Source organism: Bradyrhizobium sp. AUGA SZCCT0283 (assembly GCF_018130385.1).
GTDB lineage: Bacteria > Pseudomonadota > Alphaproteobacteria > Rhizobiales > Xanthobacteraceae > Bradyrhizobium.
The window spans coordinates 183,714-207,680 of record NZ_JAFCLU010000006.1; the positions used below are offsets into that span (position 1 = coordinate 183,714).

Annotated in this window: 23 protein-coding genes; 13 read left to right on the forward strand and 10 right to left on the reverse strand. The window is 63.9% G+C overall.

The features are described 5' to 3' along the window. Positions 1-17 precede the first annotated feature (17 nt). The 4 genes from soxX to soxA are packed head-to-tail and all read left to right on the forward strand — an operon-like array spanning position 18 to position 2,025. On the forward strand, positions 18-446 hold the full coding sequence (gene soxX / locus JQ624_RS11255; protein WP_212418944.1) for a sulfur oxidation c-type cytochrome SoxX: 429 nt from the start codon (positions 18-20) through the stop codon (positions 444-446). A 9-nt stretch (positions 447-455) separates the two neighbouring features. Further along, entirely contained in the window at positions 456-935 is a 480-nt protein-coding gene (locus tag JQ624_RS11260; RefSeq protein ID WP_212418945.1) for a SoxY-related AACIE arm protein, read from the forward strand. Beyond that, a complete protein-coding gene (gene soxZ / locus JQ624_RS11265) occupies positions 935-1,255 on the forward strand; it encodes a thiosulfate oxidation carrier complex protein SoxZ (protein ID WP_212418946.1) in 321 nt (106 codons plus the stop codon). The genes JQ624_RS11260 and soxZ overlap by 1 nt, the downstream gene beginning before the upstream one ends. Further along, a complete protein-coding gene (gene soxA, locus JQ624_RS11270) occupies positions 1,252-2,025 on the forward strand; it encodes a sulfur oxidation c-type cytochrome SoxA (protein WP_212418947.1) in 774 nt (257 codons plus the stop codon). The genes soxZ and soxA overlap by 4 nt, the downstream gene beginning before the upstream one ends. Before the next feature lie 117 nt (positions 2,026-2,142). Here soxA and JQ624_RS11275 read toward each other — a convergent pair whose 3' ends face one another. Then, entirely contained in the window at positions 2,143-2,916 is a 774-nt protein-coding gene (locus tag JQ624_RS11275) for a ferredoxin--NADP reductase (RefSeq protein ID WP_212418948.1), read from the reverse strand. 155 nt (positions 2,917-3,071) lie between these two features. Between JQ624_RS11275 and JQ624_RS11280 the strand changes: the two genes are divergently transcribed. The 4 genes from JQ624_RS11280 to JQ624_RS11295 all read left to right on the forward strand — a co-directional run bounded on the left by JQ624_RS11280 (position 3,072) and on the right by JQ624_RS11295 (position 7,406). Next, a complete protein-coding gene (locus JQ624_RS11280; RefSeq protein WP_212418949.1) occupies positions 3,072-4,271 on the forward strand; it encodes an amidohydrolase family protein in 1,200 nt (399 codons plus the stop codon). Between the two features lie 145 nt (positions 4,272-4,416). Next, complete coding sequence (locus JQ624_RS11285; RefSeq protein ID WP_212418950.1) at positions 4,417-5,106, forward strand: hypothetical protein; 690 nt, start codon at positions 4,417-4,419, stop codon at positions 5,104-5,106. Positions 5,107-5,339: 233 nt separating this feature from the next. Continuing rightward, positions 5,340-6,959 (forward strand): SUMF1/EgtB/PvdO family nonheme iron enzyme, encoded by a 1,620-nt coding sequence (locus JQ624_RS11290; RefSeq protein WP_212418951.1) that lies wholly within the window; start codon positions 5,340-5,342, stop codon positions 6,957-6,959. A gap of 21 nt (positions 6,960-6,980) precedes the next feature. Next, positions 6,981-7,406 (forward strand): DUF4399 domain-containing protein, encoded by a 426-nt coding sequence (locus JQ624_RS11295; protein ID WP_212418952.1) that lies wholly within the window; start codon positions 6,981-6,983, stop codon positions 7,404-7,406. A gap of 34 nt (positions 7,407-7,440) precedes the next feature. Here the strand turns inward: JQ624_RS11295 and JQ624_RS11300 are convergent, their stop codons facing one another. Continuing rightward, positions 7,441-7,659: a hypothetical protein gene (locus tag JQ624_RS11300; protein ID WP_249129703.1), complete on the reverse strand. Its 219-nt coding sequence runs from the start codon at positions 7,657-7,659 to the stop codon at positions 7,441-7,443. 239 nt (positions 7,660-7,898) lie between these two features. Between JQ624_RS11300 and JQ624_RS11305 the strand changes: the two genes are divergently transcribed. Both JQ624_RS11305 and JQ624_RS11310 read left to right on the forward strand, forming a co-directional pair. Next, entirely contained in the window at positions 7,899-9,299 is a 1,401-nt protein-coding gene (locus JQ624_RS11305) for a selenium-binding protein SBP56-related protein (RefSeq protein ID WP_212418953.1), read from the forward strand. Next, complete coding sequence (locus tag JQ624_RS11310; protein ID WP_212418954.1) at positions 9,300-9,965, forward strand: hypothetical protein; 666 nt, start codon at positions 9,300-9,302, stop codon at positions 9,963-9,965. 20 nt (positions 9,966-9,985) lie between these two features. On the opposite strand, the gene JQ624_RS11315 is transcribed toward JQ624_RS11310, so the two are convergent. The 8 genes from JQ624_RS11315 to JQ624_RS11350 all read right to left on the reverse strand — a co-directional run bounded on the left by JQ624_RS11315 (position 9,986) and on the right by JQ624_RS11350 (position 18,243). Further along, positions 9,986-10,441, reverse strand: a complete 456-nt coding sequence (locus JQ624_RS11315) for a MarR family winged helix-turn-helix transcriptional regulator (protein ID WP_212418955.1) — start codon at positions 10,439-10,441, stop codon at positions 9,986-9,988. 31 nt (positions 10,442-10,472) lie between these two features. Further along, positions 10,473-11,177: an ABC transporter ATP-binding protein gene (locus JQ624_RS11320; RefSeq protein ID WP_212418956.1), complete on the reverse strand. Its 705-nt coding sequence runs from the start codon at positions 11,175-11,177 to the stop codon at positions 10,473-10,475. Further along, positions 11,174-11,965, reverse strand: coding sequence for an ABC transporter ATP-binding protein (locus JQ624_RS11325; RefSeq protein ID WP_212418957.1), 792 nt, complete (start codon positions 11,963-11,965; stop codon positions 11,174-11,176). The genes JQ624_RS11320 and JQ624_RS11325 overlap by 4 nt, the downstream gene beginning before the upstream one ends. Further along, on the reverse strand, positions 11,962-13,848 hold the full coding sequence (locus tag JQ624_RS11330) for an ABC transporter permease (protein ID WP_212418958.1): 1,887 nt from the start codon (positions 13,846-13,848) through the stop codon (positions 11,962-11,964). The genes JQ624_RS11325 and JQ624_RS11330 overlap by 4 nt, the downstream gene beginning before the upstream one ends. A gap of 214 nt (positions 13,849-14,062) precedes the next feature. After that, entirely contained in the window at positions 14,063-15,262 is a 1,200-nt protein-coding gene (locus tag JQ624_RS11335; RefSeq protein WP_212418959.1) for an ABC transporter substrate-binding protein, read from the reverse strand. A gap of 24 nt (positions 15,263-15,286) precedes the next feature. Next, complete coding sequence (locus JQ624_RS11340; protein ID WP_212418960.1) at positions 15,287-15,871, reverse strand: amino acid synthesis family protein; 585 nt, start codon at positions 15,869-15,871, stop codon at positions 15,287-15,289. Between the two features lie 18 nt (positions 15,872-15,889). Continuing rightward, positions 15,890-16,798, reverse strand: coding sequence for a UPF0280 family protein (locus tag JQ624_RS11345; protein ID WP_212418961.1), 909 nt, complete (start codon positions 16,796-16,798; stop codon positions 15,890-15,892). After that, positions 16,795-18,243, reverse strand: a complete 1,449-nt coding sequence (locus JQ624_RS11350; RefSeq protein ID WP_212418962.1) for a 6-hydroxynicotinate reductase — start codon at positions 18,241-18,243, stop codon at positions 16,795-16,797. Before JQ624_RS11350 ends, JQ624_RS11345 begins: the two co-directional genes overlap by 4 nt. Positions 18,244-18,528: 285 nt before the next feature. On the opposite strand from JQ624_RS11350, the gene JQ624_RS11355 reads away from it, so the two are divergent. The 3 genes from JQ624_RS11355 to pncB all read left to right on the forward strand — a co-directional run bounded on the left by JQ624_RS11355 (position 18,529) and on the right by pncB (position 23,939). After that, complete coding sequence (locus tag JQ624_RS11355) at positions 18,529-19,011, forward strand: (2Fe-2S)-binding protein (protein ID WP_212418963.1); 483 nt, start codon at positions 18,529-18,531, stop codon at positions 19,009-19,011. Further along, positions 19,011-22,565: a molybdopterin cofactor-binding domain-containing protein gene (locus JQ624_RS11360; protein ID WP_212418964.1), complete on the forward strand. Its 3,555-nt coding sequence runs from the start codon at positions 19,011-19,013 to the stop codon at positions 22,563-22,565. Before JQ624_RS11355 ends, JQ624_RS11360 begins: the two co-directional genes overlap by 1 nt. Positions 22,566-22,634: 69 nt before the next feature. Further along, a complete protein-coding gene (gene pncB / locus JQ624_RS11365; protein WP_212418965.1) occupies positions 22,635-23,939 on the forward strand; it encodes a nicotinate phosphoribosyltransferase in 1,305 nt (434 codons plus the stop codon). Positions 23,940-23,967 lie beyond the last annotated feature (28 nt).

A 23,967-nucleotide genomic window follows, 5' to 3' on the forward strand; every position in this document is an offset into this window, starting at 1 on the left:
CGAGGGTTCATATCGGGATGTTGCTTGCAGGCCCGCTGCTTGCCGTGCCCTGCCCGGCCAGCGCGCAGGCGCTGCCCCCCTATGCCGTCGTCGGCGACGCCATTCCGGAACCGCTCACGAGTGCGCGCGGCGACGCGGCGCGCGGGCGCGCCCTCGTCGTCGAACGTTCCAGCACTTGCATCCTCTGCCATAGCGGCCCATTTCCCGAACAGAAATTCCAGGGCGATCTGGCCCCCAGCCTCGCCGGTTCCGGCCGCCGCTGGTCGGAGGGTCAGCTCAGGCTTCGGCTGGTGGACGCCTCGCGTCTCAATGCCGCGACCATCATGCCGTCCTATTACCGCGTGGACGGCCTGCACCGCGTCGGGACGCTGTGGCGCGGCAAGCCGATCCTGTCGGCCGAACAGATCGAGGATATCGTGGCGTATCTCGGAAGCTTGCGCGAATAGGAAGGCACGATGCAGCAACGACCCAATTCATCACGCCGCCAGTTCCTCGGCCTCGCCGGTGGCGCAGCTGTGCTCGGCGTCATCCCCATCGTTACCGTTCGTCCCGCAGAGGCGACGCCCGCGATGCTTGCCTCCGCCATCCAGAGCGTCACCGGCGGCGCGACGGTCCGCACCGGCAAGGTCAAGCTCGATATCCCGCCGCTGGTCGAGAACGGCAACACGGTTCCGATGACGGTCAGCGTTATCAACCCGATGGCCCCGGAGGATCACGTCCGCAGCATTCACGTCTTCAACGAAAAGAATCCGCAACCCAACATCGCCAATTTCCATCTCGGCCCTCATAACGGCCGGGCGCAGGTTTCGACCCGCATCCGTCTCGCCGACAGCCAGAAGATCGTCGCGATCGCAAGGCTCTCGGACGGGTCGTTCTGGTCGGCCAGCGTCGACGTCGTGGTGACGCTCGCCGCCTGCACCGAGGAGGTGATCTGATGGCCTCGGCACTGATCAACGTTCCAGCGAAAGCCAAGCGCGGCGACATTATCGAGATCAAGACGCTGATGTCGCACATCATGGAAACCGGCTATCGCCATATGGCGTCAGGCGAAGTCGTTCCACGCGACATCATCACGAGCTTTACCTGCCGCTTCAACGGCAACGAGATTTTCCGCGCCGACCTGTTTCCGGCGATCGCCGCCAACCCCTTCATCACCTTCTTCACCACCGCGACCGAGAGTGGCAAGTTCGAGTTCGAATGGATCGGCGACCAGGGGTTTTCCGAAACCGCGTCCGCTTCGATTATGGTCGAATGAGATTTTCCGGCGCCATAGCCGTTGCGCTGCTGATCGCGGGCTCTGTTTTCGCCGCCGAAATTCCGCCGGCCGAACGCCGCTCCGGCTACGACTTCATGAAGCCCGACACCAGGGCGATGCAGGACGAAGATACCGCCAATCCCGGCATGCTCTGGGTGCTCGACGGCGAGGCGCTTTGGAAGCGCAAGCCAGGTGCCGTCAACAAGGCTTGCGCCGATTGCCACGCCGATGCCCGCACCAGCATGAAGGGCGTGGCCGCCCGCTACCCCGCCTTCGACAAGGCAACCGGCCGCCCTATCGATCTGGAACAGCGCATCAATTCGTGCCGCACCAGCCACCAGCAGGCGACGCCGTTGCCCTTCGAGAGCCGTGAGCTGCTGGCGCTCACCGCCTTTGTCGCAAGGCAGTCGCAAGGCGCACCGATCGAGACCGGTACCGACCCGCAGCTCGCGCCGTTCATCGCCAGGGGGCGCGAGCTCTACCTGCAACGGCAGGGACAGCTCAATCTGGGCTGCGCCAATTGCCATGACGACAACTGGGACAAGCGGCTCGCCGGCTCCGCGATCACGCAAGCACATCCGACCGGCTACCCGCTCTACCGGCTGGAATGGCAGTCGCTGGGATCGCTGCAGCGGCGCCTGCGCGCCTGTATCACGGGCATCCGCGCGCAGGCCTATGACTACGGCGCGCCGGAACTGGTCGAACTGGAATTATACCTGATGTCGCGGGCACGCGGCATGCCGATGGAAGCGCCCGCGGTGCGGCCTTAGGAATGGCTCGGTCTATCCCCTCATCCTGAGGAGCTTGCGTAGCAAGCGTCTCGAAGGATGAAGCCCCAGTGCGGCCTCATGGTTCGAGACGCGCTTCTCACCATGAGGGTCTGGCAGCTACCGCTCCGCGAACGCCTTTTCGACCACGAACTGCGCCGGCTCGCCGTGATTGCCTTCGATAAACCCCTTGCCGTTGAGCAGCGCACGCGTGTCCGTCACCAGCGCGGGGCTGCCGCAGATCATGACGCGGTCATGGGCGGGATCGAGCGAGGCCAGCCCGATATCAGCGAACAGCTTGCCTGACGTGATCAGGTCAGTGATACGGCCACGGTTGCGGAAGGGATCACGGGTCACGGTCGGGTAATAGACCAGCTGGTTGCGGATGTACTCACCGATCAACTCGTCGTTCGGCAGCTTTTCGGTGATCATCTCGCCATAGGCGAGTTCTTTCACGCGGCGGCAGCCGTGCAGCAGCACCACCTTCTCGAAACGCTCATAGGTCTCGGGATCCTTGATCACGGAAAGGAACGGGGCGAGGCCCGTGCCGGTGCCGATCAAATAGAGGTTACGGCCGTCTTCGAGGTTGTCGATGACCAGCGTGCCGGTCGCCTTGCGGCTGACGATGATCTCGTCGCCCTGCTTCAGATGCTGGAGGCGCGAGGTCAGCGGCCCGTCCGGCACCTTGATTGAGAAGAATTCCAGCCGGTCCTCGTAGTTGGCGCTGGCGACCGAGTAGGCGCGGAGCAGCGGCTTCTCGCCGACCTTCAGCCCGATCATGGTGAACTCGCCGTTGCGGAAGCGGAACGAGGGATCGCGCGTGGTGGTGAAGCTGAACAGCGTGTCGGTCCAGTGATGGACGCTCAAAACGCTTTCCTGGTTGAAATTGCTCATCTTGCCGATCCCGTCGCCTGGAGCCGATTGCGATGCTCAAATCATTTGTATACGATCATTCGTATACGAATGAATAATCCTTCTTGATCCCGCCGTCAAGCCACGGGCAAGATGCTGTCCTGCGCTCCGAAGGCATTGAACCAAAAGGAAAAACCATGGCCCACGATGCACCCCAGGCGACCGGTCCGAGCAAGCTGGTGATCCGCAATATCGGGCTGCTGCTGTCGGGGGCTTTGGAGAAGCCGATCCTGGACGGCGATACGATCGTGGCCGAGAACGGCAAGATCACTGCGATCGGCCGCTTCAAGGACGTCAACACCGAGGGCGCCACCACCGTTGTCGACGCCAACGGCACCACCGTCGCGCCGGGCCTGATCGATAGCCATGTCCATCCCGTCGCCGGCGACTGGACGCCGCGGCAGAACCAGACCAACTGGATCGACAGCTACCTTCACGGCGGCGTCACCACCATGATTTCCGCCGGCGAAGTCCACATGCCCGGCCGTCCCCGCGACGTCGTGGGCCTGAAGGCAATGGCGATTTTTGCGCAGCGCGCGTTCTGGACGCTGCGCCCGGGCGGCGTGAAAGTTCATGCCGGCGCGCCGGTCATCGAATGCGAGATGGTGGAAGACGATTTCAAGGAATTGGCCGCGGCCGGCGTCAAGCTGCTTGGCGAGGTCGGCCTCGGCGGCGTCAAGGACGGACCGACCGCGCGGAAAATGGTCGGCTGGGCGCGCAAGTACGGTATCCAGAGCACGATCCACACTGGCGGCCCCTCGATCCCCGGCTCCGGCCTGATCGACAAGGACGTGGTGCTGGAAGCCGACACCGACGTGGTCGGTCATATCAATGGTGGCCACACGGCCCTACCCGACGACCAGATCCGATGCATCTGCGAGGGCTGCAAGCGCGGGCTGGAGCTGGTTCACAACGGCAATGAGCGCTCGGCGCTGTTCACGCTGCGCATCGCCCGCGAGATGGGCGACCTCAACCGCGTTATCCTCGGCACCGACGCGCCGGCCGGCTCCGGCGTGCAGCCGCTCGGCATTTTGCGCATGGTGTCGATGCTGTCCTCACTCGGCGATCTGCCGGCCGAACTGGCCTTCTGCCTGGCGACCGGCAACACCGCCCGCATGCGCGAGCTCGACTGCGGCATCATCGAAGTCGGCCGCTCCGCCGATTTCGTGCTGATGGACAAGGCGCAACATTCACCGGGCAAGAACATCCTCGAAAGCGTGCAGCTCGGCGACCTGCCCGGCATCGGCATGACCATCATCGACGGCATCGTCCGCACCCAGCGCAGCCGCAACACGCCGCCGGCGGGGAAAGTGCCTGACATCATCAGCGGGCATTGATACCGCCAGGCCCGGCGCAATCGCGCCAGACGCATCTGAAAAAATTGCGTTAAGCCTCGAAAGCGTTGAACGAATTGCCGGCCAGCCCCATCAAACGCGGGCTGCCTTGCTGGCAGCCTGTTTTGTTCTGGTCATCGAGGGATACGTGAAAAATTCGCTGCAAGTCGCCGGCGGGGTAGTTGGTGCGGTCGTGGGCTTTATCGCCACACTGCTGATCCTGGAGCTGGTCGGCTTCGGAAACCGGGCCGACCCCATCATGTCGGGCATTGTGGCGTTGCTGGTGCTCGCGCCGCTTGGCGCGATCGCGGGCCTCCTGCTCGGCACGGCGCTGGCGACGCGGCTGCGCGGCGGAGAAAACACAGGCGGACTTCTCCGTAACAGCCTGAAGGCATTTGCCGTTATCGTCGCACTCGGCATCGCGGCTGCCACATTCTACTATATCTACGCAGTCACGACCGCCACGCCCTGGCTCAATCCGAATGCCGCCAATCCGATTCTCGTCTTTGAGGTTCGCCTCCCCGCCGGAGCGGCGTTGCCGAGTTCCTTCCGTGACATCGCGATCGAACTGCAGACCGACCTGAACACCATGCCGGGCGAGTTACGGCCCAACCAGTTCCAGCGCGACGGCGACAGGCCGGTCATTGCCGGCAACGTCGAGCTCGCCTTCCGCACCGCGCATCGGCAGTTGGAGATCAAGATCAAGGGCCAGCCAGATCGGCTCTACGGCATCGGCCTGTCAGCCAAGGCGCCGCATGCCTCCGAGCTCGGGCCGTGGCAGCCGAATACCGACGGCAGCGAAATTCGCTATCGCGCCAAATGGCCGGGACAGGATTGACCCATGCCTGCCCGGCTCGTCTGCCGGGTTTCAAGCCTGAAGTTCGTGTCCCCTCGGTTGAACCTGGATGGAGGCTGGGTGACTTATTCTCGTAAGCGCCATTGCGCGGATACCCCAAAGTGGAACCCACGCACGGTTGCTTGCCGCCCACAGTCAGTATGGTACCCTGAGGGCGCGCTGGAAAGATTGTTTGCCGCACGCTGTCATTTACAGCTTCTGGAACAATCCGAGCCATGGCCCAGATTCGTGACATCAAGTCAGGCCGGTTTGGCGCGCCAACGCGCGAACCAATGCCGCGCCGCCTTGCGGCCATCGTGGCGGGCGATATCTCCGGTTACAGCCGCCTGATGCAGATCGACGAGGAAGGCACGCACAGCCGTGTCAAGCGCATCGAGCGCGATCTCATCGAACCAAGCATCGTGGAACATCACGGCAGGCTTGTTAAAACCACCGGCGACGGGTTCATTGCGATTTTCGATAGTCCTGTCGAGGCCGTCCGCTGCAGCATCGTGATTCAGCAAAATCTGGTGGGACGCAACGCGGCGCTGCCGAAGCATCATTGGATCGAATATCGAATTGGCGTCAATCTTGGCGATGTCATCATCGAAACCGACGATGTTTACGGCGACGGCGTCAATATTGCCACACGGCTTGAAGGCATAGCCCAGCCCGGCGAAGTCTACATCTCCGGCGGCATCTACGAACAGATAAAGCACAAGCTGGTTTGCGGATACGAGTCGCTCGGCGATCGCCATGTCAAGAACATCACCGACCCGGTGCGGGTCTATCGCGTGCTTTCCGATCCGGCTGCGCTTATGCAGAACCGGAAGCGGCGCGAAGGCATTCTGGTCTCTTTGCTGATCCTTGCGCTGCTGCTCATTGCGGGCGGCGCGCTCTGGTCGCTCTTGCCAAACGGCAAGCTGCCAAATCTGGTTTCGGCTCCCGTTTCACCTCCGGCTGAAGTGCAGAAGGCGCCGGCCGCAAGCCCACCGGCGCCGCCTGCCCAGCCTGCGCCGACGGTGGCCCCAACGCAGCAGCAGGCAGCGCCTCAGCCTGAGCCGTCTGCAGCACCCAAACCTGCCCCCTCTCCGGCACCACAGCAGGCCGCGCCGCTACCGCCTTCCGCCTCACCCGCCGCGCCCGCGGGTCAACCAACCACGCAAGCTGCTGCGTCGATTCGAGAACCCGAAATGGTCTCGCTTCGGGGTGGCAGCTTTGCGATGGGCAGCAACGAAGACGTTTCGGAAAAACCGGTCCATCAGGTAACGGTCAAGCCGTTTGCGATGGGGAAATTTCCTGTCTCCGTGCGGGAATGGAACGATTGCGCTGCCGCAAAGGCATGCGGATTCACGGCGAGCGGAAAGGACGATGCGCCTGTTGCAAACGTAAGCTGGAGCGACGCAAGGCAATATGTCGCGTGGCTCGCGGAAACTACCCGCAAGCCGTATCGGCTGCCGAGCGAAGCTGAATGGGAATATGCGGCGCGCGGCGGCACGCAGACCAGATACTGGTGGGGCGATCAGTTTCAGCCCGGCATGGTCAATTGCAAGAACTGCAGCGACATTCCAGCCAGCGATCAGCCGGTCAAGGTCGGCAGCCTGAAGCCAAATCCGTTTGGGCTATTCGATATGGGCGGCGGCGTCGATCAATGGGTCGAAGACTGCTGGCACAAGAATTATCAAGGCGCTCCCGTAGACGGGTCAGCGTGGGTCGAGAACGAATGTCCCTCGCACGTCATCCGTTCCGGTTCCTGGCGGAAAGACTCGGCCTATGCCCGGACAGCAAACCGCGGCAGCTATGACACCAACGTGCGATATCCGACCCACGGGTTCCGCATCGCACTTTCCCCCTAGGGGACCGTTGAAGAGGCAGTCATGAAGGTCATGCAGCGGATCGTTCTGTCAGCAGCGCTCACTTGCCTGCCGTTCGCCGCGTCCGCTCAGGGAAAGCCCGCGCCGAAGGATGCGCTGCTTTATTTTGTGTGGCCGCAGAACGGCACCACCATCAAAGGTGGATTTTGGTGCCGCTTTGGTCTGCGCAACATGGGCGTGACCCACGCCGGCGACAATTACCCGAACAGCGGACATCATCACCTGTTGGTAGACGTGAATGAGCCGCTCAATCCCAATGAGCCGATTCCGCAGGACAAATCACACCTTCATTTTGGCGCGGGCCAGACCGAAGCGCGCATCGAGCTTCCACCCGGCAAGCATACGCTCCAGCTCGTGCTGGGGGATGCCGACCATTTTCCGTTCAATCCTCCCGTGGTCTCGCAGAAAATTACCATCACGGTCAGATAGAGCAGAACTCTCTCCGCCGACTTGAATCTTTGCGCTACCTGTTTTGCGTAATCGGCTGATTGGTGGTCCAGTCGAAGGTGCCCTGGTCGCGTTCGTCGACGGCGTGTTTCCAACCCATTTGCTCCGACCGCCGCTTGAAGTTCAGCCCCTCGGGCGAATGCCGGGTAATGCCATCGAACACGGTCGCGATCATCTGCGTGCCCATCAGGCCCATGTTGTAGAGCGCCTGGTTGACCATCAGCTTCTGCATCATGAGCTGGTTCTGCGGCACGGTGGCCGTTCGGACGACGCAAGGCGTCACCCCGCAAGAGCGGACGCGTGGCGGATTGGTCGCACCATCGTTATTTTCGCCGGCCATATTGCGGTGTATGGTCGGCAGGCAAACCCCGGCCGGCAGCACTCTCAACGAGGAACTCAACGCGCCCGGTGATTTCTTGCTGCATGCCGCTGAGCCGTGTTGCTGTACATCGAGGCAAACAGGGAGGCAGTACGATGAACATTCGGCCCGACCCCACGTTTCACGCTTCGCCAAAGCTTGCCATGGAAGCTCCGCCGGAGAGCTTCGCCTACACCGTGCTGCTCAGCCCGGACGCTTCAAAACCGGACGCCCTTGCGGTCATCGACGTCAAGCCGGGCTCCTCGACCTACGGCCAGGTGGTTCACACCGTGACGATGCCGAACAAGGGCGACGAGTTTCACCATTTCGGCTGGAACGCCTGCTCGTCGTCGCTGTCGCCGCTCACCGGACACGCCTTCCTCGAGCGCCGCTATCTCATCATCCCGGGCATGCGGTCATCCCGCATCTATATCGTCGATACCAAGCCGGACCCCACCAAGGCGGCTATCCACAAGATCATCGAGCCGGAGGAAATCTTCAAGAAGACGGGATACTCGCGGCCCCATACCGTTCATTGCGGGCCGGAAGGCATCTACGTCTCTACACTCGGCGGCGGCGGCAAGAACGGCACCGATGGACCGCCCGGCGTCTTCATCATGGACTGCGAGACGTTCGAGGTGCTCGGACGGTGGGAGCTCGATCGCGGTCCGCAAACACTACATTATGATTTCTGGTGGAACCTGCCGCGCGACTACATGGTGACGAGCGAGTGGGCGTTGCCGCCGCAGTTCGAGAACGGCATCGTGCCGGAAGACCTGCTCTCCAACAAATACGGCCATCGCATCCACTTCTGGGACCTGCGCGCCCGGCGCAATGTCCAGACCATCGACCTCGGCGCCAACCATCAGATGGCGCTGGAAGTGCGTCCCGCGCACGATCCCGTTCGCGAATACGGCTTCCTGGGCGTGGTAGTTGATACCACAAATCTCGAAGGCTCGATCTGGACCTGGTGGCGCGAGGGCGGCAAGTTTCACATCGAGAAGACGGCGACGATCCCGCCCGAGCCCGCGGCGAAGGAGCAATTGCCGCCGCTGCTGCAGGGCTTTGGCGCGGTGCCGCCGCTGGTAACGGACATCGACCTGTCGATGGACGACAAATTCCTCTACGTCGCCTGCTGGGCCACCGGCGAGATGCGTCAATACGATGTCAGAGAGCCGAGAAAGCCGAAGCTTGCCGGGTCGGTACACATCGGCGGCATCGCGCGCCGCACGCCGCATCCGAACGGCAAGGCCTTTGGAGGCGGCCCGCAAATGGTCGAGATCAGTCGCGACGGCAAGCGGGTGTACTGGACCAACTCGCTGTATTCGACGTGGGATAATCAGTTCTATCCCGATGGTGTCCCCGGCGCCATGGTGATGGCCAATGCGAAGCCGGACGGCGGCCTGGAGTTGGCGAGGGATTACTGGGTCAATTTCCCCGACGGATACCGCGCGCACCAAGTCCGGCTCGACGGCGGTGACTGTTCGACGGATTCGTTCTGCTATCCGTCGGTTTGAATGAGCGCAGCCGACTGGACACCTGCCTGGCTCTGGCTGGCTGTCATCGCGAGCGGCCTCTACCATGGCGTCAACCCGGGCATGGGATGGCCGCTCGCCGTTTCGGCTGGGTTGATGGAAAGAAGCCCGCGCGCCCTGATAGCCGCGCTTGGGCCGCTCACGGCCGGCCACCTGCTTGCGATGCTGCTAGTGATCCTTCCTTTTGCGCTGCTCGTTGCCGTCGTCGAATGGCAGCGCACGATACAGATCAGCGCAAGCCTCCTCGTCATCTCCTTCGGTCTGTTCCGGCTCGCCAACCGGCGCCATCCAAGAGCGCTGGCGCGGATATCGCCAGCGCAATTGGGGCTTTGGTCGTTCGCCGTGGCGCTCGCGCATGGCGCGGCGCTGATGCTAGTGCCGATCTATCTCGGGCTCTGCCGGGAAGCCGAACTCGACAGCGGCCACCAGGCCGCCGGCACGCTCATCAATGCCAATCTCGGCATGGCTGTATTGGTTGCCACCGTCCACGCCGCCGCGATGATCGCCGCCGGCGGATGTTGCGCGTGGCTCGCCTACCGCTATCTCGGCCTCAAATTCATATCGCAAAGCTGGTTCAATCTGGATACGACCTGGGCCGTCAGCCTCATTCTGGTGGGCGCTATCGCACTGGTACTCAGCCTGGTCTAGCGCAAGCCGCGTCCGGCGATTCACCGCAGCTTGTCGAGCAACGCCATCAGCGTCTCGCGCTCCTTCGCATCGAGCGGCGCCAGCGTCTCGCGGCTGATCGCGAGCGCGTTGGGCGCAGCTTTTTCGGCCAGTTGCTGGCCGGCGCGCGTCAGACTCACCAGCAGGCGGCGGCCGTCCTCCGGGTCCGGGCTGGTCTCGGTAAGGCCGCGCGCGGTGAGGCGGTCGATCACACCCTTGATGGTCGCGACATCCATCGCCGTCAGCCGTCCGAGCAGGTTCTGCGAGCACGGGCCGGTCTCGGTCAGTTTTGCGAGCGCCGCCCATTGCGTTGGCGTCAGGTTGATGCCGATTTCGCGGGCGAAGATGGTGGCATGGCGCTGCCAGACCTGGCGCAGGATGAAGCCGATCTGCTCGTCGAGAATGTAGGACGGCCGCGCCGGCTTGACGGCTCGTTTCGGCGAAACACTCCTTGCCATCAGCGCCCCCGCCCCTTTTCCCTTCAGCCGCTTACAGCGACAGATGCGCGTCCCGGATGTCCGGCCGCGCATCGAGTTCCGCCATCGTGCCGCCGAAGCAGATCTTGCCGCGCTCGATGATGTAGGCGCGATCCGAAATCAATCGCGCGAAATGCAGGTTCTGCTCGGATACCACGATGCTGACGCCTTCTCGCTTCATCGCGAGGATGGCTTCGACCATCTGTTCGACGATCTTCGGCGACAGCCCTTCCGAGGGTTCATCGAGCAGCACCAACGACGGATTGCCCATCAGCGTCCGCGCGATGGTCAGCATCTGTTGCTCACCGCCGCTCATCCGCCCACCGGGACGGTTGCGCATTTCGCCGAGATTGGGAAACAGCGTGAACAGCTTTTCGCGCGTCCACTGCGGCGCGTTCGGCCGCTTCGGCTGGCGGCCGACTTCGAGATTTTCCTCAACCGTCAGATCCGTGAAGATGCGCCGCTCTTCCGGCACGTAGCCAAGCCCGCCGCGCACGATCGCATGCGTCGGCTCGCGCGAGACGTCCTTGCCCTCGAAGACAATCCGCCCCGAGCGATTCTCGACGAGGCCGACGATGGAGCGGAACGTGGTCGACTTGCCGGCGCCGTTGCGGCCGAGCAGCGCTACCACCTCCCCTTCGCCGACTTCCAGCGCGATATCGAACAGGATATGCGCCGGGCCATAAAAACTGTTGAGATCCGCGACCTGCAGCTTCATGCGCCGGCTCCCTCGCGGTGGCGTGCGTCGTACACAAGACCTTCGCCGAGATAGATGGCGCGTACCTGCGGATTGCCGCGGACTTCTTCGGGCGAGCCTTCGGCGATCAGGCTGCCGCGGTTGAGCACCAGGATGCGGTCGGCATGTTCGAACACCACATCCATGTCGTGCTCGGTGAACAGCACGCCGATCGACTGCTCGCGGGCGATCCGCGCGGTGAGCCGCATCAGTTCGATCCGCTCGCGCGGCGCCATGCCGGCGGTCGGCTCGTCCATCAGCAACAGTTTCGGCTGGTTGGCGAGCGCGATCGCGAGCTCCAGCCGCTTGAGATCGCCATAGGCGAGCTCGCCGCACGGACGCCCGGCATAGGCGCCCATGCCGACGAGATCGAGCAGCCGGCCGGCTTCGTCGCGGGCGTAGCTTGCGGTCGAGCCCCAGAGATTGAACAATTGCCTGCCATAGGACACCAGCGCGACCTGCACGTTCTCGCGTACCGTCATGGTCGGGAATGTCGCGGTGATCTGGAATGTGCGCCCGACGCCGAGCCGCCAGATCGCGCGCGGCTTCCGGCCCACCGTGTCCTCGCCGAGCAGATTGATCCGGCCGCTGTCCGGGGTGTTCTGGCCGTTGAGCATGTCGAAACAGGTGCTTTTTCCAGCGCCGTTGGGACCGATCAGCGCCAGGATTTCGCCCGCGCGCAGTTCGAACGATACGCTGCGCACAGCATGCACGCCGCCATAGGACTTGCTGAGATTTTGGACCGACAGCAATGTGGGGACCATGCTCATTCGGCAACCTCGATCCGGGAGGTGGCGAGTGCGGATTTCGGTTCGGAGGATCGCCGGCGATTCCTGATCGCCTCCAGCGTGCCGACGATGCCCTTCGGGAAGGCCACCACCATCAGCACGATGAAGCCACCCAGCACCAGCTTGGAAAGATCGGTCTGGCTGACCAGCCAGATGTTGGCCGCCTTGAACACGATGGCGCCGATGACAGCGCCGGAAACCGTCTCGACGCCGCCGAGCAGCACCATGACCAGCGCATCGACTGACAGCGAGATGCCGAGGCTGTCCGGAAAGACGCTGCCCTTCAGATAGGCGAACAGCGCGCCGCCGATCCCTGCGACCGTGCCTGATATGACGAAGGCCGTCCACTGCACGCGCTTGCCGTCGATGCCGATCGCCTCGCTGCGCAGCGGCGAGTCCCGCGTCGCGCGCAACGCAAAGCCGAACGGCGAGAACACGATCACCCGCAACACCGTGACCGCAAGCGCCGCTATCGCGAGCGACAGCCAGTAGAAACTGGCCGGGCCCGCGGCCCACTTGTCCGGCCAGACGCCCAAAATACCGTTGTCGCCGCCGGTCACCGCCACCCACTGGAACGCGATCGACCAGACGATCTGCGCAAAGGCGAGCGTCAGCATCGCGAAATAGACGCCGGAGAGCTGCACGGCGAAGAAGCCGAATACGGCGGCGCCCAGCAGGCCCAGCAGCGGGCCGAGCAGCAGCGAAACGATCATCGGCAGCCCCGCCGCCTTGGCGAGGAACGCGACGCCATAGGCGCCAAGCCCGAAATAGGCGGCGTGGCCGAACGAGGCGAGCCCGCCGACCGACATCAGGAAATGCAGGCTGGCAGCGAAGATCACGAAGATCGCAATCTCCGACCCGACGGTGAGCGCGTAGTTTCCAGCGAACAGCGGCAGCATCGCCGCAAGGACCAGCGCGCCTATCGACATCGACCGCTCACCGGAGGTGAGCGGCCGCCACGGATTGACGGTCAGGCCCGGCGTGCGGCGCGCAGCCGCTTCCGGCTTGCCGAACAGGCCCCACGGCCGCACGATCAGCACCACCGCCATCACCAGGAACACCAGGATGATGGAGATCTTCGGGAAGATGAGAATACCGAACGCGTTGAGTTCGGAGACCAGCACGGCGGCCACGAAGGCGCCGATGATGCTGCCAAGGCCGCCGATCACCACCACCACGAACACGTCGACGATGATGCGAAGATCCAATGCGTGATGCACGGCATCGCGCGGAATCTGCAGCGCGCCGCCGAGTGCCGCGAGAAACACACCGAGCGCAAACACGCTGGTGAACAGCCATTTCTGATTGACGCCGAGCGCCGCCACCATGTCGCGGTCCTGCGTCGCCGCGCGCACCAGAACGCCCCAGCGCGTGCGCTGGAACAACAGCCAGAGCCCGCCGAGCACGATCGGACTGAGCGCGATCAGGAACAGATCGTAGCTTGGAATGTTCTGGCCGAAGAAATCGACCGCGCCCCTGAATCCGGGCGCACGGCGGCCAAGCAGATCGTCCGGCCCCCAGATCAGCACCACGATATCCTGGACCATCAGCGTCAGGCCGAAGGTAGCGAGCAGCTGGAACAGTTCCGGCGCATGGTAGATCCGCCGCAGCAGCACCATCTCGACCAGCACACCGACGGCGGCGACGATCAGCGCCGCGACGACGATGCCGCCCCAGAAGCCGAGCGCGCCGGAGAAGCGCTCGGTCAGCGTGAACGCGACATAGGCGCCGAGCATGTAGAACGCGCCATGGGCGAAATTCACGATCCGCGTCACGCCGAAGATGATCGACAGCCCCGACGCGACCAGAAACAGCGAAGCCGCGCTGGCAAGACCGGTCAGGAACTGAACGAAGTAGAAGGCCATGGGCGGTCCGGGTTAGATGTAGTCGCGTGGAGTTAGATCGGCGTGTCGGAGCTCGACTTAGCCTCTCCCCGCTCGCGGGGAGAGGCCGGAATTCAAGCGTCAGCTTGAATTCCGGGTGAGTGGCTCTCTCCGCGCGCTCACTATCAGCGGAATTCGCGGAGAGAGCCCCTCACCCCGACCCTCTCCCCGTAAGGACGGGGAGAGGGAGAAGCCCCTACTGCGGTCGCTGCTTGGCGACTTCCGCGTCGCTCGGGAGATAATCCGCGCCCTTGCGATAGACAGAATCCACCATCACGCCCTTGCCGTCCTTCAGCGCGGTCTTGCCGACATAGGCGCCGAGCGTCGACTGGTGATCGATCTTGCGGAAGGTGATCTCGCCGAACGGCGACGGCATCGACAGGCCTTCGGTCGCCGCGATCAGCTTCTCCGGATCGGTCGAATTGGCCTTGGCAAGAATCGCGGCAGCCGCCTTGATGGTCTGGTAGCCGACGATCGAGCCGAGGCGCGGATAGTCGCTGTACTTGGCCTGATAGGCCTTCAGGAACTTGTCGTGGTCCGGTGTCTTGATGTCATACCAGGGATAACCGGTGACGATCCAGCCCTCCGGCGTTTCTTCCTTCAACGGATCAAGATATTCCGGCTCGCCGGTGAGGAAGGACACCACCGAACGCCCCTTGAACAGGCCGCGGGTATTGCCCTCGCGCACGAGCTTTACGAGATCGGCGCCGAAGGTGACGTTGAGAATTGCCTCGGGGTTGGCGGCGGCAACCGCCTGCACCACCGGGCCGGCGTCGATCTTGCCCTGCGGCGGCCACTGCTCATCGACCCACTGGATGTCCGGACGCTTCTCCGACATCAGCTTCTTGAATACCGCGACCGCGGACTGGCCGTATTCATAGTTCGGCGCAATCGTCGCCCAGCGTTTTGCGGGCAACTTGGCGGCTTCCTCCACCAGCATCGCCGCCTGCATGTAGTTGGAAGGACGCAGGCGGAAGGTATAGCGATTGCCCTTCGACCAGGTGATGGCGTCGGTCAAAGGCTCCGCCGCCAGGAAAAACACTTTCTTCTGGTTGGCGAAGTCAGAGACGGCCAGACCGATATTGGACAGGAAGGTGCCCGTCAGCATCGCCACGTTCTCGCTCGACACCAGCTCGTTGGCCGCAGTCTGCGCATCCGCCGGCTTGCCGCCATCATCCTTGGAGATGACGACGAGCTTCTTGCCGTTGATGCCGCCCGCCGCGTTGATTTCCTCGACCGCGAGTTGCCAGCCCTTGCGATAGGGCTCGGTGAAGGCGGGCAACAGCGAATAGCTGTTGATCTCGCCGATCTTGATCTCGCTCTGCGCCATGGCGCTACCCGCCATGCCGGCAACCGCGATCGCCAAACCTGCTCCAAGTACGTGTCTACGTCGCATCCCTACCTCCAATGTCCTTGTGAACTATCTTAAACCGTCTTCGCCTTTGACTTCCGAAACCGTTAGTCCCCCGACGCGCGGCAACGGCCTGCCGCTGTCGGTGACCGCCACCGCGACCATGATCTCGTTGGCGCGCGGCGCATCGTTGATCTGCACTTCCATGCCGTCGAAATGGCTGCGCACGAAGGCTGCATCCTTGTGGCCGAGCGGAATATCTAGCGTGGTTCCCGGGCCGCTGCGCTTCTTCGACGACGGGATCAATGCTGCGCCCTTGCCCAGGACCTTGCGTACCGGCGCGCCCATCTTGGGGTGCAGGATCGCCGCCGCATGCTCGAGTTCGCCGTTTTCGCCGACGGCGGCGGCCTTGCCGTAGCTGTGCGCCTTGGCGCCGTCGATGCCGAGTGCGGCGACTGCTCTTTTCGAAAGCAGATCGCCCAGTTCCTCACCGATTTCGATCAGGGGCGAAAGGTCCTCGACGTACCGGCCTGCAAATGGGTTCTCGATCACGGCGATCGCCGCGGCGCGCCGCGTCGGCGGCGAAACCTTCTGTCCCATCTCGAGATGGGTCTCCTCGACCACCGTGACGATCTTGCGAATAATCGCGCTCATTGTCAGCCTCGCTCCCGATCAAACATGCGCTGTTCTTTCCAGTGCGCTTTCATGAGACGGTGGCAACGCGCCTGCCTTGATCCCCGTTGCACCGACCAAGGCCGTCTCGCCTAGTAGACGCAAGGCCGCACCTTCGATCAATCCCGCCGCAAGCAATTGCTGTGCCCGGCTCTCCCCCGCCTGCAGCGCGTCATCGATCTCGCTCTCCTGGAGCGCGCCGACGTCACGGGTGACAAGGCGCGTGCCGAGGTCGCTGTCGGGCTGCAACTCGTTCGCCGGGCAGCGGACGATGGCGGGATGGCCGGGCAGATCGACCGCATTGGCGATGATGGTGGCCGCGGCATCGGCCTGCGACGCCGTTCGCGCCAGCACAGTCACGGCATCCGCGATGCCGAGCGAAAAACTGCGGCCGTGCCGCCCGCTGGTCGCTATGCCCCGCACCGGATCGTCGGCGTCAATCATCGTCGTTCGCATCAGACCATGCCGGTCCGGCCGATCCAACAGGCCGACGGTGAACCGCTCAGCCCCGGCGAGATGCAGCGCGATGTCACCGCCATTATTGACGTAAGCACGGTCGAGCGGTGCCGCGGCAAGCATCGAGCCGAGAATTTCTTCCGCGACGCTACCCGCCACGGCCGCCATCGGCGTGATGAAGTGAGCGATAGCAAACGGCGCGACAGCCGCATGCATGCGGCGCGCGACGACACCTCTCAGCGAGCATCGAATCGGACCGGCGGCCCTTCGGAGTTCAACCAACTCCTCGCAGAGTTCATCGAGCAGGCCGGTAAAGCGGTGTGCCGCAGCCTGATAGGCGGCACGCACCTCTGCGTCCCGGCCTTTCGCCTCGATGACCAGATCGATCGGACCGTCCTGCAAATGCAGTCGCTTGCCGTCAGGAAGAAGCGCGATTTGCGGCAGCCGTTTCATGTGCGCCGTCCCGGCATGTCGGGCATCGGGCGGGTTTCGGTGTTGTCCCGCAGCGACGCCAGCGGACGCACATGATCCATGTGCCCACCGAGCGCGGCATAATCGGAAAGCCGCAACGTAAATTCGATCGGCGCCACCAGCGCCGGCGTCGGCACATAGCCGAATGCGCCGGCCGGCATCTGCGTGACGTCGACCATGAAGGTGATGCCGCCGCCCGGCCAGACATAAACCGGCGCGCCACCACTGGTGACCCGCGTCAGCGCGTCCTTGACCGAGCGCGTCAGCCGCACCGGATTGTCGGTAACGCCGGCGCGCAGCGAGCCGCCGGCACCGCCCATGAACAGCACCGTGCACAGCGCCGGCTCGCAATTCTCCTGGATGCGCTCGACCGAGAGCCGAAGGTCGGGTGGCATTTGTTTTTCGATCGGCCGCAGCGCTTCATCAAGCTCATAATAGGCCGCATGCTCGCCTGTGGTCGAGACCATCAGCATGGTCAGGCCGGGCCGAGCCTCCTTGGGATTGAACGGCCCCAGCACGGACAGCGGATCGGAAATATTGGTGCCGCCCCAACCGGTGCCGGGATCGGCGACCTGGAAATAACGGCCCGGCGTCGAGCGCCGCCCCTTCATCTTGATCCCGGTATCGGGAATATCGAGCAGCTTGCCGGCCTGGTGCTCACTGAGAACACCGGTGATGTGGTCGTCCACGACCACGACCTCATCGACCTTGCCATGCCATTGCTTGGCGAACATGCCGATGGTCGCCGAGCCGCACCCCACGCGCATGCGCTCTTCGGCGACGCCGTTGACGATCGGCGGATAGCCGGCCTGCACCATGACCGTGGCGCCGCCGTCGATCGTCAGCTCTACCGGTTTGCAATTGGAAAGGTCCATCAGCGCGTCGCAGGTGACGCGGCCTTCCTTCTTGGAGCCGCCGGTCAGGTGATGCACGCCGCCGAGCGACAGCATCTGCGAACCGTATTCGCTGGTCGTCACGTGCCCGATCGCCTCGCCTTCCGCGCGGACGGTTGCCGTCTCCGGGCCGAGATAGCGGTCGGTGTCGATCTTCACCTTGACGCCGCAATAGCTGAAAATGCCCTCGGTCACGACCGTGACCATGTCGACGCCATCGACTTCCGAGGACACGATGAAGGGCGCCGGCTTGTAGTCGGGATAGGTGGTACCGGCGCCGATGGCGGTCACGAACACGTTCGGCTCGTGGACGATCTTGCCGTCCCAGTCGCCGCCGCCGGCCTGGAACGGCACCAGCCGCCCGCCATGCGACACCGTTCGTTCCAGCAGGATGTGCGGATCGACGCGCACCAGTTCGCCGTTGTGATTGGCATAGCGATCGCACGCGCCGGCCGCGCCCGGCTTGATGTAGCACATCACCGGACAGGCATCGCAGCGGATCTTGTCGCCACCGGCGACGGTCGCATCGGTCATGAACAAGCCTGCAGTCGAGAAGGCGCCGATCGGAGCCGCTTCCTCGCGGCCCGATCACTTTGTTCGTATACGAATGATGTTGCGCGCGGACGGAAACGCTGTCAAGCGGGCCCGGAGGCCAAAAACCTCGCTTGCCGCATAATAACTCATTTGCCTGGCATCCCTGTTCATAAAGCGAGCAACGCGCTGCAGCGCGGGATGGCGCGCTTGCACGTTTGTACACAAACGGTATCTTTCGGAAGCGTCCAGCGCATAGTTTGCAGCGCAACGAAGGCTTAGGGGAGCATGACGCAGAGCACGATGCGCCTTACCGTCAATGGCAAGACCAGCGATGTCGACGCCGCGCCCGACACCGCATTGCTGTATGTGCTGCGCAACGATCTCGCCCTGAACGGACCGAAGTATGGCTGCGGGCTCGGCGAATGCGGCGCCTGTGCCGTGCTGATCGACGGTGTCGCCGCGCGCTCCTGCGTGATCCCGATCGAGGGCTGCACCGGGCGTGACATCGTGACGCTCGAAGGTCTGGGCTCGCGCGAACATCCCGATCCCGTGCAACAGGCCTTCATCCGCGAACAGGCGGCGCAATGCGGCTACTGCCTCAACGGCATGATCATCGCCACCAAGGCGTTGCTGCTGCGTTCCCCTCACCCGTCGGACGACGAGGTGCTGGAAGCGCTGCGCCATCATCTCTGCCGCTGCGGCGCGCATGTCGAAATCATGCGTGCGGCGATGCGCGCGGCAGGTCGTGCCGTTGAGGCGCAGGTGTGATGACGGCTCCTGACACGACCGAGGATCGCAACCGGCCGCAAGGCACGCTGTCCGTCGTTCGTTCCGCCTCCCCCATCGAGGCCGTCAAGTTCGAGACCTTCATCAGGATCACCGCCGACGGATCGATCACCGCCTATAACGGCCATGTCGATCTCGGCACCGGCATTCGCACCGCGCTCGGGCAGATCGTCGCGGAGGAGCTGGACGTATCCTTCGCCCGCGTCGTTGTCGTGCTTGGTGATACTTCGCTGGTCCCCAATCAGGGCGCGACGATCGCCAGCGAAACGATCCAGATCACCGCCGTGCCGCTGCGGAAGGCCGCGGCGCAGGCGCGACAATTCCTGGTCGCGCGTGCCGCAGAGCGGCTGGAGCTTGCTGTCGAAGACCTCATCATTGAAGACGGTTTGATCCGCGGCAAGGACAATCGCAGCGTCAGCTATGGCGAACTGATCGCGGGCGAGACCATCCAGCTTGAACTGGCCGATGATGTTCCCGTGAAGGCGGCCAGTGCCTACACCATCGTCGGACAATCCGTGCCGCGCGTCGATCTGCCGGCGAAGGCAACCGGCGAACTCGTGTACGTTCACGACATGCGCGTGCCCGGCATGCTGCATGGACGTGTCGTTCGCCCGCCCTATGCCGGCGTCGATGTCGGCGACTTTATCGGCAACAGCCTGATTGCGGTCGACGAGTCCTCGGTACGCGACATCCCCGGACTTGTCGCCGTCGTCAGGATCGGCGACTTCGTCGGCGTCGTCGCCGAGCGCGAGGAGAATGCAATCAGGGCCGCGGCACAGCTCAAGGTGAGCTGGAAGCCGGTGCCGACGCTGCCCGATCTGAAGGACATCGAGACCGCGCTGCGCGCCAATCCGTCGACGCCGCGAACGCTGATCGACAAGGGCAACGTCGAAGCGGCAATTGCCGGCGCCGCGAAGCCGATGCCGCGAACTTATGTCTGGCCTTACCAGATGCACGCCTCAATCGGCCCGTCCTGCGCGGTCGCCGATTATCAGGAGGATCAGACCAGGGTCTGGTCAGGCACGCAGAATCCACACCATCTGCGCACTGAGCTGGCGCGGCTGATCCATCGCCGCGAAGCCGAGATCGAGGTGATCCGGATGGAGGCCGCCGGTTGCTATGGCCGGAACTGCGCCGATGACGTTTCCGCCGACGCGATGCTGCTGTCGCGCGCCGTCGGCCGCCCCGTTCGAGTGCAGTTGACGCGTGAGCAGGAGCATGCGTGGGAGCCCAAGGGCACTGCACAGTTGATGGATGTTAACGGCGGATTGAACGCCGACGGCGGCGTCGCCGGTTATGATTTCGCGACGCGCTATCCATCGAACGGCGCACCAACGCTGGCGCTGCTGCTGACCGGCACCATCCCGCACGCGCCTGCCATCTTCGAGATGGGCGACCGCACCGCGATCCCGCCCTACGACTACGACAATCTGCGCGTGACGGCGCACGACATGCCGCCAATCGTGCGCGCCTCCTGGCTGCGCGGTGTTTCGGCGCTGCCGAACACCTTTGCCCATGAGTCCTGGATCGACGAATGCGCTGATCAGGCCGGCGTTGATCCGATCGAGTACCGCCTGCGCTATCTGAAGGACTCGCGCGCGGTCGATCTTGTCAATGCGGTCGCCGAACGCGCCGGCTGGAAGCCGCGCCCGGTAAGGCAGGAACCGGAGGCCGAAGGCGATATCGTGCGCGGGCGCGGCTTTGCTTACGCGCTCTATGTGCACAGCAAGTTTCCCGGCTATGGCGCGGCGTGGTCAGCATGGATCGCCGACGTCGCCGTCAACAAGGCGACCGGCGATGTCAGCGTGACCCGCGTGGTCGCAGGCCAGGACTCCGGCCTGATGATCAATCCGGACGGCGTGCGCCACCAGATCCACGGCAACGTCATCCAGTCGACCAGCCGCGCGCTGATGGAGGAAGTGTCATTCGATCGCACTTCGGTGACGGCGCGCGAATGGGGCGCCTACCCCATCATCAAATTCCCCGAGGTGCCCGAGATCGACGTGTTGATGTTGCCGCGGCAGGACCAGCCGCCGCTCGGTGTTGGCGAGTCCGCCTCCGTCCCCAGCGCGGCCGCCATCGCCAACGCCATCTTTGATGCGACCGGTGTGCGCTTTCGCGAATTGCCATTCACGCCGGAACGCATTTTGCGGGGGCTGCGCGGCGAGGAGCAGCCTGCACCGGAAGCAATACCGTCCCCGGCATCGGCGCCGCAACCCGATCTCAACCGGTGGCGAAATCCATTCGCCGGACGGCGCAGTGTATTTGCAACCGCTGCGGCACTCTGCGCCGCCGCGATCGGCATCGGCGCCGCCGTGCTGCCGTGGCGCGCGATCGCGCCGATCGCGCGGCCGGATGCATCGGTCTATTCGGCCGCGACCATCGCGCGAGGCCAGCAACTCGCCGCGCTCGGCGATTGCGCGGTCTGCCACACCTCGGTGAACGGCATCCTCAACGCCGGCGGCCGACCGTTGCCGACGCCGTTCGGAACGATCTATGCGACCAACATCACCCCCGATGTCGAAACCGGAATCGGCGCATGGTCCTATCCCGCCTTCGAGCGCGCGATGCGCGAGGGCATCCATCGCGACGGCCGGCACCTCTATCCGGCATTTCCCTACACGCATTTCGCCAGGACCACTGACGCCGACATGCAGGCGCTCTACGCCTATCTGATGGCGCAACCGGCGGTGCGCGCGGAGACGCCGAATAACGCGGTAGCGTTTCCGTTCAACCTGCGTCCGCTGATGGCGGGATGGAACGCGCTGTTCCACCAGCCCGCCGTTTTTCAGCCTGATCCGGCAAAATCCGAAATATGGAATCGCGGCGCCTATCTGGTCGAAGGCCTCGGCCATTGCAGCGCCTGCCATTCGCCGCGCAATGCACTCGGCGCGGAAAAGGCGAACGCCTATCTCGCCGGCGGATTTGCCGAAGGCTGGGAAGCGCCGGCGCTGACGTCGCTGTCGCAGGCGCCAATCCCGTGGAGCGAGGACGAGTTGTACGCCTACTTGCGAACCGGCGAGTCGCGTCTTCACGGCGTCGCCGCGGGGCCGATGGCACCGGTGGTGAAGGAGCTTGCCACGCTTCCGGATTCCGACATCCGCGCCATGGCGGTTTATCTCGGCTCGTTCAATGACACCGCCCCCGACAAGCGGGCGCAGCAAGCGCTCGCCGCGCGACTGGAATCCTCGACCGGCACACGCGCGTCGGCCACCTCCAGCATCGGCGCCCGGCTCTACCAGGGCGCCTGCGCGGTGTGCCACGAGGTCGGCGGCGCGCCGCTGTTCGGCAGCCGGCCGTCGCTGGCGCTGAACAGCAATCTGCACAGCGCCGCGCCTGACAATCTGATCCAGCTCATCCTGCACGGCATCGCCAAGCCGGCCGCAACCGATCTCGGCTATATGCCGGCCTTCAAGGACAGCCTGACCGACGGCCAGGTCGCGGAACTGGCCGCTTATCTCAGGCTGCAATTCGCCCCGGACAAGCCTGCCTGGACCGATATCCAAGCGGCGGTCGGCCGAATCCGGCACGAATAGCGCGCTGAGCTGCCATGCCGCCGCCAAAACCCACTGGTTGGGCGGCCTCCGGCACGGTAGAGTTCCGCCATGGCAGTTACCGATATTGCATCCCGAACCTATAATCACGGCTGGCGGCTCGACCCGATCGTGCGCAGCCTGCTCGATACCGATTTTTACAAGCTGCTGATGCTGCAGATGATCCGCGAATTCTATCCGGATCAGCGCGTCACCTTTTCGGTCATCAACCGCTCCAAGCAGGTCCGCCTCGCCGAGATCATCGACGAGGGCGAACTGCGCGCGCAGCTCGACCATGCGCGCTCCATCCGCTTCGCCAAGAAGGAGCTGATCTGGCTCGCCGGTAACACGTTCTACGGCAAGACCCAGATGTTCTCGCCGGACTTCATCAACTGGCTCGCCAACTTCCGCCTACCCGAATATGAACTGAACAAGGTGGACGGCCAGTATGAACTGCACTTCCACGGGCCGTGGACCCACACCACGATGTGGGAGATCCCGGCGCTCGCGATCATGAACGAGTTGCGCTCGCGCCAGGCGACCAAGGGACAGGGCCGCTTCGTGCTCGACGTGCTCTATGCCCGCGCCAAGGCCAAGCTGTGGTCCAAGGTCGAGCGGCTGCGCAAGCTCGAAGGCTTGCGGCTGTCGGACTTCGGCACCCGCCGCCGCCACGGCCATTTGTGGCAGCGCTGGTGTGTCGAGGCCGTCAAGGAGGGCCTCGGTTCCTCCTTCACCGGCACGTCAAACGTGCTGCTTGCCATGGACAACGATCTCGAAGCGATCGGCACCAACGCGCATGAATTGCCGATGGTCGCAGCCGCGCTCGCCGATTCAGACGAGGAGTTGCGCTGGGCACCCTATCGCATCCTCGATCAATGGCGTCATACCTATGGCGGCAACCTCCTGATCGCGCTGCCCGACGCGTTCGGCACAAAGCCGTTCCTGCGCGACGCGCCGGACTGGGTCGCCGACTGGACCGGCTTTCGCCCCGACAGTGCGCCGCCGATCACGGCCGGCGAGGACATCATCAAGTGGTGGAAGCAGAAGGGCCGCGATCCCCGCGAGAAGCTGCTGGTGTTCTCCGATGGCATGGATGTCGGCTCGATCGAGGAGACCTATCGGCATTTCGCCGGACGTGTCCGCATCTCGTTCGGCTGGGGCACCAACCTCACCAACGATTTCGTCGGCTGCGCGCCGGACGGGTCCGCCGATCTCGACCCGATCTCGCTGGTCTGCAAGGTGACGTCGGTCGATGGACGGCCGGCCGTGAAGCTGTCTGATAATCCCGAGAAGGCCACCGGCAGCCCGTCCGAGGTCGAGCGTTATCTGCGCGTTTTCGGAAATGCCGGCCGCGTCCGCACTGCCGTGCACGTCTGAACCTCTAAGTACCCATCCCAGACCAACC